Genomic DNA, 16,461 nt, shown 5'->3' on the forward strand with positions numbered 1-16,461 from the left:
AAATAGCCGCCTCCTCCCAGGTTATCGTGATCGAAAAGGTATTTGAGTAGAAGAAAAAGAGGCGTAAACCAAAATGTCAACATCCGGGATTTGCGTACCGTTAAAACAATGTTTTTATTGCCTTTTTGCTGATAAAGAGAAAATATTTATTGTTTATCAATAAATATTTATTACCATTGCTCCATGATCATAAATTCATGGAATTGTTATGAAAAGAACTTCAGTCATTTTTCTCCAGGCAGTCGTCGTGCTGGTCAGCATGGTGGCACTCGCTATTCTGATCCGGCTTCCCCTTACCGAGGGAAGAGCTGTAAATTTAGACTTGTTTAGCATTTACGCTGACCCGTTTATCCTGTATGGATACGCAGCCTCAATCGCTTTCTTTGTTGCGCTCTACAAAGCATTCAAACTGCTGGGATACATAGGCCAGAACAGGGTGTTTTCCACAGACGCCGTTAACGCCTTAAAAAGTATCAAGTATTGTGCAATCATACTGGGTATATTGATTGTGATGGCGGGAATATTTATTAAGCTCACCCATGATAAAGACGACGACTCTGCGGGGTTTCTTGCTATGTGTATCGTGACTTCTTTTGTCTCCGTGGTTGTCGCAACCGCTGCCGCAATATTTGAAAAAGTATTGCAAAATGCCCTTGACATGAAATCCGAAAATGACTTAACCATTTAAGCTATGCCCATTATTGTAAACTTAGATGTGATGATGGCAAAGCGGAAAATTTCTCTGAATGAACTCTCTGAAAGAGTTGATCTGACATTATCCAACCTTTCTATCTTGAAGACAGGGAAAGCCAAAGCCGTTCGTTTCAGCACCCTTGAAGCCATCTGCAAGGCATTGGACTGCCAGCCGGGTGATATTCTGGAGTATGTAAATGACGAAAAATCCTCTATTTAATCGTTATTTCCGTTGCACTCAACGGGTATCGTTGTGTGGCTTTTTTCTTGACGCAATATGATGTGAAACATATGAGGCCGCAGCGAATTTTCTTTGCAGCAGGTTGCCCTTTTTGCTAAATTCATGAACGCTGATACGACTACATGGAAAATTCTGTTGCTTCTAAATGGCCTGTAAAACCCGAAAACACCCTGATTTTGGGTTGTGCCCTGTATTATGTGGTGATGGCTGTGATTGCACCGGGCTTTTTTACCATCAATAATTCCTGGAATCTGCTCTACAACCTCATCCCGCTGCTGATTGTCGCCATCGGACAAACTTACGTAATGCTCGGTGCAGGCATTGATCTGTCTGTTACAGCCATCATTGCCGTTGCCAGTATTGCAGGAGGGTATTCGCTGAGCGAAAACAGTGCATTTATTGAGCCCGTCTGGCTACGGATCATGGTAAGTATTGCTCTGATGTTGCTGGCCGGAGCAATCATCGGGCTGATCAATGGAGTAGCGGTTGCGAAGCTGGGCATGCCCGCATTTATGGTTACGCTTACCACCATGATGCTTTTCAGCGGGAGTGCCATCTGGCTCACTCAGTCGCAGAATGTGTATATGCTGCCGGAAGCATTTGTAAATATGCCTTATTCAAATATCCTGTGGATTCCCTATCCTTTACTCATTGGGCTGATGGTAGTAGGTATAGCGTGGTTTCTGTTGGACAAAACCATTTACGGAGAGTGGCTGCCGGCGGTGGGCATGAATCAGAAGGCCGCCGAAATCTCAGGCGTAAACATATCCCGCACCATCATCTGGTCCTATATTATATGCGGGATTTGTGCAGCTACCGCCTCAGTTTTATATACTGCACGCCTCGAAACAGGTTCCCCTGTCATGGGACAACACATTCTGCTGGATGTAATCGGAGCAGTGGTCATTGGCGGTACCAGCCTGCTGGGGGGAGTGGGGAAAATCCAATGGACCATCATTGGAGCAGTTTTTATGACGCTGCTCGACAATAGCCTCAACCTGATCGGGCTGTCTTACTTTGTGATTATGATGGTAAAAGGATTGGTGATTTTGCTGGCAGCACTGATGAATTTATTAAACGCCAGAAAAAATTAGCACCGGGATTATGTTACTGCAAATACAAAATATCAAAAAGTCATTTGGACAGGCAGAGGTGCTTAAAGGCATTTCATTTTCCATGGATAAGGGGCAGATACTGGGGCTGATAGGTGAAAATGGAGCCGGAAAATCCACGCTGATGAACCTGCTGGGCGGTATTTTCCCGCCTACGTCGGGCACGATGACTCTCAACGGAGCGAATTATCTCCCCGATTCACCCATAACCGCCCAGGCGCATGGTATTGCCTTTATTCATCAGGAACTAAACCTTTTTTCCAATCTCAGTATCGCAGAAAATCTTTTCATCAGCAACTTCCCGAAAAAGAGATTGGGATTGATCTCCAGAATTGACCCGCAGAAAATCAAGGAAAAATCAGTCGAACTGCTGAATCAGGTAGGCCTGGCTATAGATCCCTCTAAAAAAGTAGAATCCCTGAGCCCCGCCCAGCGCCAGTTGGTAGAAATTGCCAAAGCGCTGAGTATCAACCCCCAGGTCATTATTTTTGATGAACCTACCACCTCGCTTTCAAGGCATGAAGCCCATCAACTCTTTGAACTTATAGGCAAACTCAGGGAAAAAGGAATTGCCATGGTATATATCAGCCACAATCTGGAGGATGTGCTGCACCTGGCCGATGATATTGCCGTATTGCGGGACGGCGAGCTTGTGAAGATAGACCAGAAAAAAAACCTCAACGAGCGGGCACTGATAAAGGCAATGGTGGGCCGCGAAATATCGGAGTTTTTTCCGGAGCGAAAAGCAATGGTTGGTGAAAAAGAAGTGTTGCGGGTACAAAACCTGAACGCCGGCAGCTTTCTGAGAAATATTTCATTTGATGTCAAAAAGCAGGAAGTCGTCGGGTTTTACGGGCTGGTTGGGGCAGGAAGGTCCGAACTGGCGAGAATTTTATTTGGCATCGATGGTTGGGATTCCGGCGAAATTTTCTGGAAAGGAGAACCGGTCAGAAAAACCTCCCCGGCCAAATCCATACAAAATGGAATCGCATTCCTCACAGAAGACAGACGCGAAGAAGGATTGCTGCTCAAAATGAATATTCAGAAAAATGCGCAGCTGGCTGCGTTGAACGACTTCTCACAAGGTATTTTGCGACGCATCAACCGCAACAAAGCTGCAGGGGCAGCAGAAGAGCAACTTTCCGCTACCAAAACCAGATATGAATCTCAGACACAGCAAATGGTCGCTACCCTCAGCGGCGGCAACCAGCAAAAAATCGTGCTGGCCCGGTGGCTGCTGACCCACCCGCAACTACTGATTCTGGATGAACCCACCAAAGGGATTGACATTGGCGCAAAACGCGAGATTTACGGACTGATCAATGAACTGGTGGAAAACGGTTCTACGGTCTTGATGATCTCTTCCGAACTGGAAGAACTGCTCGGGATGTGCGACCGCATCATTGTCATGAGCGAAGGCCGGGTTACCCGCGCATTTGACAAATCTCAATTTGACCGAAATTCTATCCTCGAAGCAGCCCTGCACAAGCAAACTGAAATCAAATGAACATGCCCCCATTCCAAAAAATCCTTCAATTGCTGTCCCGCCATTCCACCATCTGGCTTTTTGTAGCGGTGCTTGTTATTTTCAGTTTTCTTTCGCCCCAGTTTCTGACCTTTAGCAATCTCACCAATATTCTCATCCAGTCTTCTTCTCTCGCTATACTGGCAATCGGAATGACCTTTGTATTGCTCACCGCAGGCATAGACCTTTCCGCAGGTTCGGTTATGTTTGTGGCGGGAGTCGTGTCGGGGAAACTGGCAGTGGCAGGATTTGCGCTTTGGGTGGTGATTCCGTTGGCTTTGGTGATCGGGCTGTTGTTCGGATTAATCAATGCCTTTTTTATATTCAGGCTGAAAATCATTCCGTTTATTGTGACCCTGGCCACTTTTTATGCAGGGCGTGGATTGGGTCTGTACCTTTCAGAAACCAGGGCCATCAATTTACCCGAATCATTTCTGCAGATCGGTTCGGCAAAGGTGATCGGCTTGCCTATGCCTGTGGTGATCTTACTTGTGGTGCTGGCAATCTCACATTTTGTGCTCACGGCGACCCCGTTTGGCAGACAGATGTATGCGGTTGGCAATGACATGGAAAAAGCCCGGAAAGCAGGCATTCCCGTTGAGAAAATCTTGCTCGGGGTTTATCTGATCTGTGGTCTTTGTGCTGCACTGAGCGGAATAGTGGCATTGGGGCAACTGGGGGCAGTCTCGCCTACATTCGGGTATCAGAGCGAATTTATGGCCATAGCTGCCGCGGTGTTGGGAGGCACAAGTTTATTTGGGGGAAAAGGCAATGTACTTCCCGGAACCCTGGTCGGGGCCCTACTTATTCAGTCTATTCAAAATGGGTTAGTCATCCTTAATGCCAATCCGTACTTCTATCCCGTGATCACGGGAATTGTGATTTTTTTGATTGTAATGATTGACAGTCTTCGCCACAAGAGCATACAAAAAAACCTGAGAACAAAAACTGCCCTATGAATAAGCAATACATTTCCCTGTTTCCGCTTTTCCTGTTGTTGTACCTCACTTCATGTCAGCCACCCAACACCGGACCCACCATAGGCATTTCCTTTGAAACCCTGCAAACGGAATACTGGGTTGCGAGTGTTGAGGCATTGAAAACGAATTGTGAGAATAGGGGAATCCAGTATTTACTGGCGGTCTCCAACGGAGATGCCAACCGGCAGTTTGAGCAGGTCAATAATTTTATCTCTCAGGGAGTAGATGGCATCATCATCACTCCCAAAGACGCACACACCATTATTCCCATTATCAAGGCTGCCAACCGCGCCGGTATCCCTATTGTCATATACAACCGGCTTCCTGCTCAGCATGCAGGTGACCATGTCGCCATCGTGGCCGACAACTATGAGATCACCAAAAATACCGTCCGGTATATGGGCGAACTGGCCAGAGCTTCGGGAAAAAAACACAAGGCCATGATTTTGATCGGCGACCTGGGCGATATCAACGCCATCTATCGCCGCGACGGTTTTTACGATGCCATCAAAGAATATGAAGATGTGGTTGAGGTCGTATCGGGAATCCCGACAGAATGGAATCAGGAAAAAGCACTGGCAGGCGTAACCAATGCTTTACAGGCCAATCCCGACATCAGTTTTATCTTTACCTCCTCAGATTTTTTATTTCCTTCCATCCTGTCAGCCCTCAAAAATACGGATAAATACTACCCCGTGGGGCACGAACGTCACGTGATTTTGGGCGGCTTTGACGGAGATGCCATGGCCTATGCCCTGCTGAAGCAAGGATATCTGGACGCCGACGGCGTCCAGGATGTTTTTTATGAATGCAGCGCTTCAGTGCAGGCCATTCTGGATGTGATTGAAGGAAAAAAGCCGGAACGAACCATCGTTGATCCAGGTTTTGTGATTCATCAGCAAAATCTGGAAGAAAAAGCACAACAAATGTGGGGAGCCAATATACCATAGTCAGACGCAGGCAACTATATTTGTTTTTATGAAACTGGGTATCAGCACGTTTGCATTTGCATGGGCCATAGGGGTAGGAAACCGCCGGCCATTACAGCCTATGAATGCCCTGGACTTTCTCCAAAGGGCAAAAGATCTGGGGCTGAACAGGGTGCAGTTTGGCGACAACCTGCCCTTACACCAGCTTCCAGAACCAGAACTGGCACAGTTGATAGGTTTTTGCCGCGACGAAAATATCCAGGCAGAAGTGGGCGCCAGAGGTTTGTTGCCCGATCATGTACAAACCTACCTCGATATTGCCGGGCGGTTCCGGTCTCCTTTTCTGCGAATTGTCGTAGATGCGCCGGGCTACGAGCCCGATATGAGCAAAATCGTTTCGGTCATAAACCAGGTACTGCCGGTGCTGAAACAGAAAAATGTAAAGCTCGCCATTGAAAACCACGACCGGCTGAAGGCAGATCAATTTGTGGAAATGGTGGAGCGCACCGATCCCGAATGGGTGGGCATTTGCCTCGATACGATCAACTCTATGGGAGCCGACCAGAGCATAGGAGAGATACTTTCTCTATTGGCTCCCTATACATTCAACTTCCATGTAAAAGACTATACCATCAAAAGGAAATGGCACAACATGGGATTTGACACCACAGGTACACCCGCAGGGCAGGGCATGATGCCGGTGAAAAAAATTGTCGAAACCTTGCGACAATACAACCGGTGTTATAGTGCCACCCTCGAACTTTGGCCGGAGCCCATGGATGACCTGGAGCAAACCATAAGGAAAGAAGCACAATGGGTGGAACAAAGTATCAATTATTTGAAAACCATTTTTATTTAAAGAATATGACCAAAGTAGCATTGTTGGGAGCAGGAGGAAAAATGGGTATGCGCTGTACCGATAACCTGCTCAAATCAGATTATGACGTGGACTATCTCGAAATTTCCGAACCGGCGATTGCCCGGCTCCGTGAAAAAGGAATTACGACCAGCGACCCCGAAGTGGCGATTCCGCAGGCGGATATTGTCATTTTTGCCGTGCCTGATGTGGCTATCAGGGCAGTGTCAACAGATGTCATCCCAAAAATGAAGCCCGGCGCAATGGCTGTTTGTCTCGACCCTGCCGCTCCGCTTGCCGGTCACCTGCCGCACCGTGACGACCTCGTGTATTATGTAACCCATCCTTCGCACCCTTCTGTATTCAACTGGGAGCCGGACAAGGAAGCGCACTTTGATTATTATGGCGGTATTGCCGCAAGGCAAACAGCCGTATCGGCCATCATGCACGGCACAGATGATGATTTTCAAAAAGGCGACAAACTCACCCGCACCATTTATCAGCCAGTTACCAAAAACCATAAAGTTACCGTGGAGCATATGGCGATTTTGGAGCCGGGCTTCAGCGAGACTTTATGCTCGACTTGCATCAAAAAAGTCAGAGATGCCCTGGACGTGGTTGTGTCTAAAGGCGTGCCTGAAGAAGCTGCCCGCGATTTTATACTGGGACATATCAATATCCAGTTGGCAGTGCTTTTTGGCGAATTGCCCATCAAGTTTTCAGATGCAGCCATAAAAGCCCTCAACCGCGCCGAAAGCATTTTATTTAAAGAGGGTTGGGAGCAAATATTTGAAATGGACGATATCAGGCGGCAGATCAAAGCGATCACAGAGTAAAACCCATGAGGAAGTTAAAGTTTGCCATTTTCGGAACAGGCTATTGGTCTCAGTTTCAGATCGGTGCCTGGCAGGAACTGGAAGGCGTGGAGTGTGTAGCCGTATTCAACCGCACCAAATCCAAAGCAGAGGTGATCGCCCGGAGGTTCAACATTCCGGCCGTGTACGACGACGCGGAAGCACTTTTGGACAATGAAAACCTCGATTTTGTGGACATCATCACCGATGTGGATACTCACGCACAATTCACCGAAATGGCAGCCCGCAGAGGCATTGATGTGATTTGCCAAAAGCCTATGGCGCCTGATTTTGAGACCGCCAAACGAATGATGCAGATAACACGGGAAGCCGGCGTCAGGTTTTATGTTCATGAAAACTACCGCTGGCAGCCTCAGTTCCGCCGGGTAAAAGCGATATTGGATTCAGGCGTCATCGGCAAACCATTCAGGTGCAAAACTGCCTTCAACACGGCTTTTCCCGTATTTGAAACCCAGCCCTTCCTTGCAGAACTCACACATTTTGCCCTTACCGACCAGGGCTCTCACCAGTTTGATGTACTGCGGTTTTTGTTTGGCGAAGCGAAATCCATCTATTGCCAGATTCAGACGGTCAACCCCACCATCAAAGGTGAAGATGTGGCCACAACCTTGCTTACTATGAAAAACGGGGTGGTATGCGTACAGGAAATATCCTTCAGTTCTCCGCTCGAAAAAGAAATTTTCCCTCAGACCACCCTGCTCATTGAAGGAGACAAGGGCAGCATACGCCTCGATCCCGATTTTGAATTGAGCATTACCACGACAGAAGGTACAGTCAGAGAAGTGGTTCCGATGCAATCTTATCCCTGGCAGACCGATCGTCTCAAACCCGAGCCGCCCAGCATTGTCGCCATCAATTACGACATCCTCCAGGATATGCGGGGCAATGGCAAAGCCGAAAATACAGGCGATGACAACTTCGAAACCGTAAGGCTGGTCTGGGCGGCTTATGAGTCAGCGAAAAGTGGAAAGGCCCTATATCTTTAGTTGTTTTTTTCTATATTAATGACTGGTAAAACAACACAAAAGGAGTGTTTGACAATTTCTGACTATGAAAATCATACAAAACCTGCTTATTCTCACCCTTTTGATCCAGTCTTGTAAAGAAAACAGTGCAATAAGCTCTGTCAATCCTGTAAATTGGGATAAGCGGACAATCCAATCCGGGCTTCCGGATTCGCTGGTGTATGGCACCAGTTATCTGTCGGTTTATTCACAGATATATAGTTATTCAGAGCATCGTACTCACAATTTGACGGTAACAGTCAGCATGCGAAATGTAAATAAAGCTGATACCGTTTACCTCCGCAAAGCAGAATACTTTGATACGAAGGGAAAGTCTATCAGAACCTATTTTGAAAAAACTATTTTCATTGAACCAATGGAAACGGTGGAAATTGTCATTGCCGAACACGATCAGGAAGGAGGAACCGGCGCAAATTTCATTTTTGACTGGGCTATAAAACCCAACTCCCATGAACCATTTTTTGAAGGGGTTATGATTTCTACTTCCGGACAACAGGGCATTTCATTTACCACGCAAGGCCAAAAGGTAAACACGTATGGCAACTGAAATATTTACGAAAATACTTTTCCTTATTGCAGTTATTGACCCGCTGGGATCGGTTCCTGTTTACCTGGAAGCCACGAAGGATTTCGATGAAAAACATAAAAAAAAAATCGCAATCCGAGCGTCATTTATTGCATTCCTGATTCTGTTATTCTTCATTCTGGTCGGCCAGATTATTCTGGAGGGAATGGAGGTTTCTCTCGATGCTTTTCAGATTTCAGGGGGCGTTATCCTGTTCCTGTTTGCCCTGACCATGATTTTTGGTGAAGGAAAACCTGAATCTGAAAAACACCTGATTAAAGACTTTAAACATGTCACAGTTTTCCCTGTTGCCATCCCATCCATTGCATCTCCCGGTGCTATTATGGCGGTTGTATTATTAACAGACAACCACATCTATACTATTCAGGAACAAGCAGTTACAACCCTTTGGGTGTTGCTGGTCGTAATTCTGACCATGCTACTGCTGCTGGGCGCGAATATGGTTCAAAAACGTGTAGGCGAATATGGGATAACTGTCATTAGTAAAATTATGGGGCTGATCCTGGCCTCCTATGCGGTTCAGAGTATTCTGAGCGGGTTGAGAGACTTTTTTTCCATATCGTCATAAAACTATATAGGTTGTAGCCAACTAAGGCATCCACCAGTCCTGATTTTGTTGCCAGCAAGATGATGGGTAAAAAAAAATATTAATGATAGTAAAACTATTCCTTTTGCACGTAGTTATATTATATGAATAACCATTAACTGTAACACAACTATGCAAGAGAAAAAGTCATCTATCCGGATTGGGGCTTCTGTACCGGCCCTTGCTCTCGCAATAATGATCCTGCTTTCTGGATGTATGGTAATCCGTCCCGGAGAAGTAGGCGTAAAAAGCAGATTAGGAAAGTTGCAAAATAAGGTATATGAGCCGGGAGTCGTGGGTTTTAATCCTTTTGTAACGCAGGTGATGCGTCTGCCCACGCGAACTGTCAACCGCGAAGTAAAACTCAACCTCCCGTCCAAAGAAGGGCTGAATGTCAATTCGGAGATATCGATCCTGTACCATATTCGCCCCAAAATGGCGCCGATGGTAATTGCCGAAGTAGGTGAAAACTACGAAGAGGTATTGATTCTGAGTGTGTTTCGCTCCGCCGCTGCGGATGTTTGCTCCCGCTTTTTTGCCAAGGACATGCACTCCGGCCAGCGGGCATTGATCGAAAAAGAAATTCGCGAACACATGGCCGGTATGCTCGACGGCAGAGGCTTTGAAATTGAGGCGGTACTGCTCAAAAGCATCAGTCTGCCCGACGGTCTGTACATGGCCATCGAAAACAAGCTGGAGGCAGAGCAGTTGGCCCAGCGCATGGAATTTGAACTGCAACGCGAAAGGCTGGAAGCTGACAGAAAAATCATCGAAGCCGAAGGCGTGCGAGATGCTCAAAAAGTCTTGTCCGAGGGCCTGAGCGAAAAGATTATTCAGTGGAGAAGCCTCGAAGTACTGCAAGAACTTTCCAAATCTCCCAATGCCAAACTCATCATCACCGACGGTAAAGCGCCTGTACTGATCGACGGGCAATAATCCAGCCTGATTCCTGCGGCCTTTTCCTACGCTGCTGAAACCACCCACCGGCACATAGAAAATCTTATCTATGCGCCGGTTTATTTTTTGCTGAAGATCTATCCCTCGCAGGCTTTATCATTCCGCCAAAAAACCTAAATTGTAGCCCATAGGAAAATGCCAAAAAATGAAGATACTCCTCTGCCCCGACAAATTTAAAGGATCGTTGACCGCGGAAGAAGTCTGTCATTCTATTGCATCCGGGCTGAAAAAAAACTACCCGCAGGCGGAAACCATTTTCCACCCCATGGCCGACGGCGGCGACGGTTCACTGGAGGTATTGTCCCGGCACCTGAACCTCAAGCCCCTGACGGTTGCCACCACCGACCCGCTGGGCAGAAACATCGCCGCTACCTGCTTTACCACTGAGGATGCCGCTTTTATCGAACTTGCCAGCGCCAGCGGCCTGGTTTTGCTCGAAAACAACCTGCGCAATCCCCTTAATACTACCACAGTGGGTTCGGGCAGAATGATCTCAGCGGTTATCGCCCGCGGGTTTCGGCAAATCTACCTCTTCCTCGGAGGCAGCGCCACCAATGATGCCGGCATGGGGATCGCTGCGGCCCTTGGCTGTGAGTTTTTGGGCGAAAACGGCGAACCGCTCCAACCCACAGGCGGCCAGTTGCACCATGTCTGCCACATCAGGCGCAACACCCTGCATGATTTTGGAAACATAAATATTACGCTGCTCTGCGACGTGACCAATCCGCTTTTTGGTCCCAATGGCGCGGCCCACGTCTATGCCCGCCAGAAAGGCGCAAATGACGCACAAATCATCCGTCTTGACGACGGACTACGCCACTTCAGCCAAATCCTTTTCAAAGAAACAGGCGCAGAAGTAGCCGACCTGCCCGGCTGTGGCGCAGCGGGAGGCATCGCTGCCAGCATGGTCGCCCTGTTTGGCGCCAGAATCGAAAACGGCTTCGCCACCATCGCCAGGCTCACAAGCCTGGAACAGCAAATCCAGTCCGCCGACCAGGTCATCAGTGGTGAAGGCAAACTCGACAGCCAGTCGCTGCAAGGCAAGGTTGTGGATGGCGTAGCGGGTCTTTGCCGCAGGCACGGCAAACCATTGACGCTGTTTGTCGGCAAAAATGAACTTGACGACACAGCATCCGCATCATTATACACAAAAGCCATTTATTCCATCTCAGAAAAAGCCAGAGACCTCGAAGACGCCATGCAAAATGGCGCCGCCTACCTTGAAGGGCTGGCGGAGCGCTACTCCCCCTATATATGAATTCATGCTACCGACATAAGGAGGAGTTGCGGGCAGAACACATTCTTTGTCAGACTCCGGATAAGCCGACAGATATATGATACCTCCGGGAAAAGTATTTGGTGGACTGAAGAAATATCAGGAGATTTAAGCGGCATACCGGTCCCTGTTTCCTGGACTGGAATAGGAATAAAAACGCAATTACATGGCTATCAAAAAATCTGAACTGTACAGCTCTCTCTGGGCGAGTTGTGATGCATTAAGAGGCGGAATGGACCCCAGTCAGTACAAAGACTATATTCTGGTACTCCTGTTTATTAAATACGTCAGCGACAAATATGCCAACGACCCCGATGCCATTATCGAAATTCCCGAAGGTGGAAGTTTCAGAGATATGGCAGCACTAAAGGGCAATAAAGACATTGGTGACAAAATCAACATCATCATTGGCGAACTGGCAAAAGCCAATGACCTGAAAGGCGTGATCGATGTGGCCGACTTTGCCGATGATGACAAGCTGGGCAAGGGCAAGGAAATGGTGGACAGGCTCTCCAACCTCATTGCCATTTTTGAAAATCCGGCGCTCGACTTTTCCAAAAACCGGGCTGGCGGGGATGATATTCTCGGCGATGCCTTCGAGTACCTGATGAAAAACTTTGCTACCGAAAGCGGAAAAAGCAAAGGCCAGTTCTACACCCCCAGTGAAGTAAGCCGCGTAATGGCAAAGGTGTTGAATATTCACGACGCTACGAACCGAACAACTTTTTATGATCCCACCTGCGGGTCCGGGTCGCTCCTGCTGAAGGCCATAGACGAAGCCGACGGAAAAGGTACAATTTACGGACAAGAAAAAGACGTGGCTACTGCTGCGCTTGCCCGTATGAATATGATCCTGCACGGGCAGGAGGCCATTGAAATTCACCGGGGGCAAAGCACCTTGTCTGACCCCTATTTTACAGAGAGTAACGGCCATCTGAAAACTTTCGATTTTGTGGTCGCTAATCCGCCTTTTTCTTCCAAAAACTGGGCAACCGGCTTCGACCCGCAAAATGATCTGTACGGACGCTTTGAAAAAGATGATGATGAAACTGCCAAAACAGGCAGGGCCATTTATAAAACCCCACCCGACAAAAACGGTGATTATGCCTTTCTGCTGCACATTCTCAAATCGCTGAAAAGCACCGGTAAAGGGGCTTGTATTTTGCCACACGGTGTCCTCTTCAGGGGCAATGCCGAGGCCGAAATTCGCAAGAGCCTGATTTTACGCGGCTATATCAAAGGCATTATCGGGCTGCCTGCCAACTTGTTTTACGGTACGGGTATTCCGGCTTGTATAATTGTAATGGACAAAGAAGGCGCCGGGGAACGCAAACATATCTTTATGGTGGATGCCAGCAAAGGTTTCATCAAAGACGGCAACAAAAACCGCTTGCGGGAGCAGGACATTCACAAGATCGTGGACGTGTTTAACAAACAGATTGAACTGCCCAAATACAGCCGACTGGTAAGTGTGGAAGAAATCAGCGACCCCAAAAATGATTTCAACCTAAATATTCCGCGCTACATCGATAGTCAGGAAGCCGAAGACATACAAGATATTGAAGCCCATTTGCAGGGCGGAATCCCCAATCCCGACATCGATGCCCTGCAAGATTATTGGGATGTTTATCCTTCTCTCCGCGAAGAACTGTTCAGAGCAGATCGGAAGGGGTATTCCCAGTTAACCATTGAGGCTTCTCAATTAAAAAATATGATTTTCTCCCATCCGGAATTCGTTTCCTTCAGCCAGGAAATGGATGCGGTATTTGATGCCTGGAAAACCAGAAATACCCGCCTTTTGAAGTCTTTAACAGCAGGTACACATCCCAGGCAAACCATACACCGCATTTCGGAAGATGTGCTGACTACTTACACTGGCAGAGCCCTGATGGACAAATACGATGTGTATCAGCACCTGATGAACTATTGGAATGAGGTGATGCAGGACGATTGCTATCAGATTTCAGCCGAGGGATGGAAAGCAGAACTCAGCATCATCAGGCAAACCAAATCTGCCACTGTGTGGGATTGCGATCTGGTGCCTAAATACCTGGTGATTGACCGCTATTTCCTTGCCGAAAAACAAGCCATTGAAAACATGGAAGCTGAAAAAGAAAGTATAGCCAATCAACTCAGCGAACTCGAAGAAGAGCACAATACCGAAGATGGCTACTTTGCCGAATTGGACAAAGTGAACAAAGCCTCCGTTAATGGTGAATTGAAAATTGTCAATGGTGAATTGAAGAAAGAGGCAAAAAATGCTCAATTACTGGATAAGAAAACGGTGCTGGAACGATACTTACAACTCATAGAAACCCAAACCGAACTCAACAAAAAAATCAAAGAAGCCCAGGCCGGCCTTGACAAAGAAGTCATTGAGCGCTACAAAACCCTCTCCGAAGACGAGATCAGGCAACTGGTAGTGGACGATAAATGGATGGACAGCATAGCGCGCAGCGTAAAAACCGAAATGGAACGCATCAGCCAACGACTGACCCAACGCATTAAAGAACTGGCAGAACGTTACGAAATGCCGCTGCCCAAACAAACGGATGAAGTGAAACAGTTGGAGGAAAAGGTAAGCCAACATTTACTTAAAATGGGATTTGTATGGAATTAGCACACTATAAAAATTTGCTTGATGACATCAAAAAAAGAATTCACCAGGCACAATCAAAAGCTTTGTACGCTATTAGTGCGGAGATGATATTGATGTATTATGACATTGGAAATATGATAATTCAACGACAGAAAAGTGAAGGCTGGGGCAAAGGCGTAATTTCAAAAATAGCCAACGATTTGAAAAATGAACTATCCGAAGTAAAAGGATTCTCCAATAGAAACCTTGGCTATATGGTGCAGTTTGCCAGAGAATATTCCAATGTTTCAATTTTGCAACAGCCTGTTGCAAAATTGCCCTGGGGGCATACCATCGCTCTAATGCAAAGGGTAAAAGATAGCGAAAAACGAAATTGGTATGCCTGTAAAGCTTTAGAAAGTAATTGGGGAAGAGATACTTTGGTACAAATGATTAAAACCAATTTAGCTGAAAGACAAGGCGATGCTGCACATAATTTTGCAATTACATTACCGGCGCCCCAATCGGAGTTGGCAAAGGAAACCTTAAAAAACCCCTATATTTTTGATTTCATGACCCTTTCCGATACCTTTTCGGAAAGAGAATTAGAGACAGAACTGATCAAACATATCGAGAAATTTCTTTTAGAATTGGGTACCGGTTTCGCTTTTGTAGGCAGACAATATCCTCTTGCCATAGGGGATAAAGATTTTTACCTGGATTTACTTTTTTACCACCTCAAGCTGCGTTGTTTTGTAGTCATAGACCTTAAAAAAGGCGATTTCAAACCAGAATATGCTGGTAAAATGAATTTTTATTGCTCGGCAGTGGACGATCTGTTGCGACACCCTTCCGACAATTCAACCATAGGGCTTATTCTCTGCCAAAACAACAATAAAATATTTGCCGAATATGCCCTAAAAGACATCAACAAACCCATAGGTATTTCGGAATACGAACTCACCCGCATATTGCCCGCAGCCATACAAAGCAGCTTGCCCTCTATCGAAGAACTTGAAAAAGAACTGCAACATGACAACTAAAAACGCATACAAACAAACTGAAGTAGGGTTGATTCCGGAGGATTGGGAGTGCAAAGACTTACAACATTACTTTTCATTTATATCATATGGATTTACAAATCCAATGCCTACAGTTTCTGAAGGCGTATATATGATTACCGCCAACGATGTAAATGAAGGAAGGATAAAGTTTGAAACAGCAAGAAAAACGACAGAAGAAGCTTATAAATATTTATTATCAGACAAAAGCAGACCAAAGAAAAACGACATACTGCTAACAAAGGATGGTTCACTTGGTAGATTGGCGTTAGTTGGTGATGAAAAAATTTGCATTAATCAATCAGTGGCTGTGATAAGGCCAAATGATAAGATTTATCCATTATTTTTAAAATTACTGTTGGAAGACACTTATTATCAAAGGACAATGATTGATAATGCTGGTGGCTCAACGATCAAGCACATTTACATAACAATAGTAAACAAAATGCAGGTGGGGATTCCCCCCACCAAAGCAGAACAAACCACCATCGCCACTGCCCTATCCGATGCCGATGCCTTGATAAGCAGTTTAGAAAAACTCATTGCCAAAAAGCGAATGATGAAGCAAGGGGCAATGCAAAAATTATTAATGGTTAATTGTCAATTGTCAATTGATAATGGGGGGTGGGAGGTGAAGAAGTTGGGGGATGTCTGTGACATAAGAAAAGGACAATTAATTACTGAAAGTACAAGAATTAATGGTTACATTCCTGTTATTGCAGGAGGTAAAACACCTGCTTACTATCATAATAAACCAAATAGGTTCGGTAAAACTATTACAATCAGTGGTTCTGGTGCAAGTGCTGGTTATGTTTCATTTCATAATTATCCAATTTTTGCATCTGATTGTTCAACAATTGAAGAAAGTGATACTTACTCTATCGAATTTATTTTCTACTTGATGCAATTATTTCAAGATAAGATTTATAAAATGCAAACAGGTGGAGCACAACCACACATTCATCCAAGTGACTTAAATCCGATTTTAATACCTATTCCTATAAATCAGGAAGAACAAACCCGCATCGCCACCATTTTATCCGATATGGATGCCGAGATAAGCGCCTTAGAAACCAAATTGGAGAAGTACAAAAAAGTAAAACTGGGAATGATGCAAAATTTATTAACGGGGAAAATACGGCTTGTTTAATGGTTAATGGTTAATGGTTAATGGTTAATGG

Annotated in this window: 16 protein-coding genes; all 16 read left to right on the top strand. The window is 46.1% G+C overall.

Going from position 1 to position 16,461, the window contains the following annotated elements:
* Positions 1–208 precede the first annotated feature (208 nt).
* The 16 genes from R3D00_05125 to R3D00_05200 all read left to right on the top strand — a co-directional run bounded on the left by R3D00_05125 (position 209) and on the right by R3D00_05200 (position 16,430).
* Entirely contained in the window at positions 209–688 is a 480-nt protein-coding gene (locus R3D00_05125) for a DUF2975 domain-containing protein (GenBank protein MEZ4772546.1), read from the top strand.
* A 3-nt stretch (positions 689–691) separates the two neighbouring features.
* Entirely contained in the window at positions 692–913 is a 222-nt protein-coding gene (locus R3D00_05130; protein MEZ4772547.1) for a helix-turn-helix transcriptional regulator, read from the top strand.
* Positions 914–1,056: 143 nt separating this feature from the next.
* Entirely contained in the window at positions 1,057–2,028 is a 972-nt protein-coding gene (locus R3D00_05135) for an ABC transporter permease (GenBank protein MEZ4772548.1), read from the top strand.
* Positions 2,029–2,038: 10 nt separating this feature from the next.
* Positions 2,039–3,553 carry a sugar ABC transporter ATP-binding protein gene (locus R3D00_05140; protein ID MEZ4772549.1) on the top strand — a complete coding sequence of 505 codons (1,515 nt, stop codon included), beginning with the start codon at positions 2,039–2,041 and terminating at the stop codon, positions 3,551–3,553.
* Between the two features lie 2 nt (positions 3,554–3,555).
* Positions 3,556–4,530 (top strand): ABC transporter permease, encoded by a 975-nt coding sequence (locus tag R3D00_05145; GenBank protein MEZ4772550.1) that lies wholly within the window; start codon positions 3,556–3,558, stop codon positions 4,528–4,530.
* Positions 4,527–5,501: a sugar ABC transporter substrate-binding protein gene (locus R3D00_05150; GenBank protein ID MEZ4772551.1), complete on the top strand. Its 975-nt coding sequence runs from the start codon at positions 4,527–4,529 to the stop codon at positions 5,499–5,501. The genes R3D00_05145 and R3D00_05150 overlap by 4 nt, the downstream gene beginning before the upstream one ends.
* A 28-nt stretch (positions 5,502–5,529) precedes the next feature.
* Positions 5,530–6,339 (top strand): sugar phosphate isomerase/epimerase family protein, encoded by an 810-nt coding sequence (locus R3D00_05155; protein ID MEZ4772552.1) that lies wholly within the window; start codon positions 5,530–5,532, stop codon positions 6,337–6,339.
* 5 nt (positions 6,340–6,344) lie between these two features.
* Positions 6,345–7,172, top strand: a complete 828-nt coding sequence (locus R3D00_05160) for a phosphogluconate dehydrogenase C-terminal domain-containing protein (protein ID MEZ4772553.1) — start codon at positions 6,345–6,347, stop codon at positions 7,170–7,172.
* Between the two features lie 5 nt (positions 7,173–7,177).
* Positions 7,178–8,197 carry a Gfo/Idh/MocA family oxidoreductase gene (locus R3D00_05165; protein MEZ4772554.1) on the top strand — a complete coding sequence of 340 codons (1,020 nt, stop codon included), beginning with the start codon at positions 7,178–7,180 and terminating at the stop codon, positions 8,195–8,197.
* A gap of 64 nt (positions 8,198–8,261) precedes the next feature.
* Positions 8,262–8,783, top strand: coding sequence for a DUF3124 domain-containing protein (locus R3D00_05170; protein ID MEZ4772555.1), 522 nt, complete (start codon positions 8,262–8,264; stop codon positions 8,781–8,783).
* Complete coding sequence (locus tag R3D00_05175; GenBank protein ID MEZ4772556.1) at positions 8,773–9,390, top strand: MarC family protein; 618 nt, start codon at positions 8,773–8,775, stop codon at positions 9,388–9,390. Before R3D00_05170 ends, R3D00_05175 begins: the two co-directional genes overlap by 11 nt.
* A gap of 150 nt (positions 9,391–9,540) precedes the next feature.
* Positions 9,541–10,344 (top strand): prohibitin family protein, encoded by an 804-nt coding sequence (locus tag R3D00_05180; GenBank protein ID MEZ4772557.1) that lies wholly within the window; start codon positions 9,541–9,543, stop codon positions 10,342–10,344.
* A 166-nt stretch (positions 10,345–10,510) separates the two neighbouring features.
* Positions 10,511–11,623 (top strand): glycerate kinase, encoded by a 1,113-nt coding sequence (locus tag R3D00_05185; protein ID MEZ4772558.1) that lies wholly within the window; start codon positions 10,511–10,513, stop codon positions 11,621–11,623.
* 184 nt (positions 11,624–11,807) lie between these two features.
* Positions 11,808–14,261 (top strand): N-6 DNA methylase, encoded by a 2,454-nt coding sequence (locus R3D00_05190; protein MEZ4772559.1) that lies wholly within the window; start codon positions 11,808–11,810, stop codon positions 14,259–14,261.
* Positions 14,252–15,262 (top strand): PDDEXK nuclease domain-containing protein, encoded by a 1,011-nt coding sequence (locus tag R3D00_05195; GenBank protein MEZ4772560.1) that lies wholly within the window; start codon positions 14,252–14,254, stop codon positions 15,260–15,262. Before R3D00_05190 ends, R3D00_05195 begins: the two co-directional genes overlap by 10 nt.
* Complete coding sequence (locus R3D00_05200; protein MEZ4772561.1) at positions 15,252–16,430, top strand: restriction endonuclease subunit S; 1,179 nt, start codon at positions 15,252–15,254, stop codon at positions 16,428–16,430. Before R3D00_05195 ends, R3D00_05200 begins: the two co-directional genes overlap by 11 nt.
* Positions 16,431–16,461: the final 31 nt, after the last annotated feature.

Source organism: Bacteroidia bacterium, from assembly GCA_041391665.1.
Classification (GTDB): domain Bacteria; phylum Bacteroidota; class Bacteroidia; order J057; family J057; genus JAGQVA01.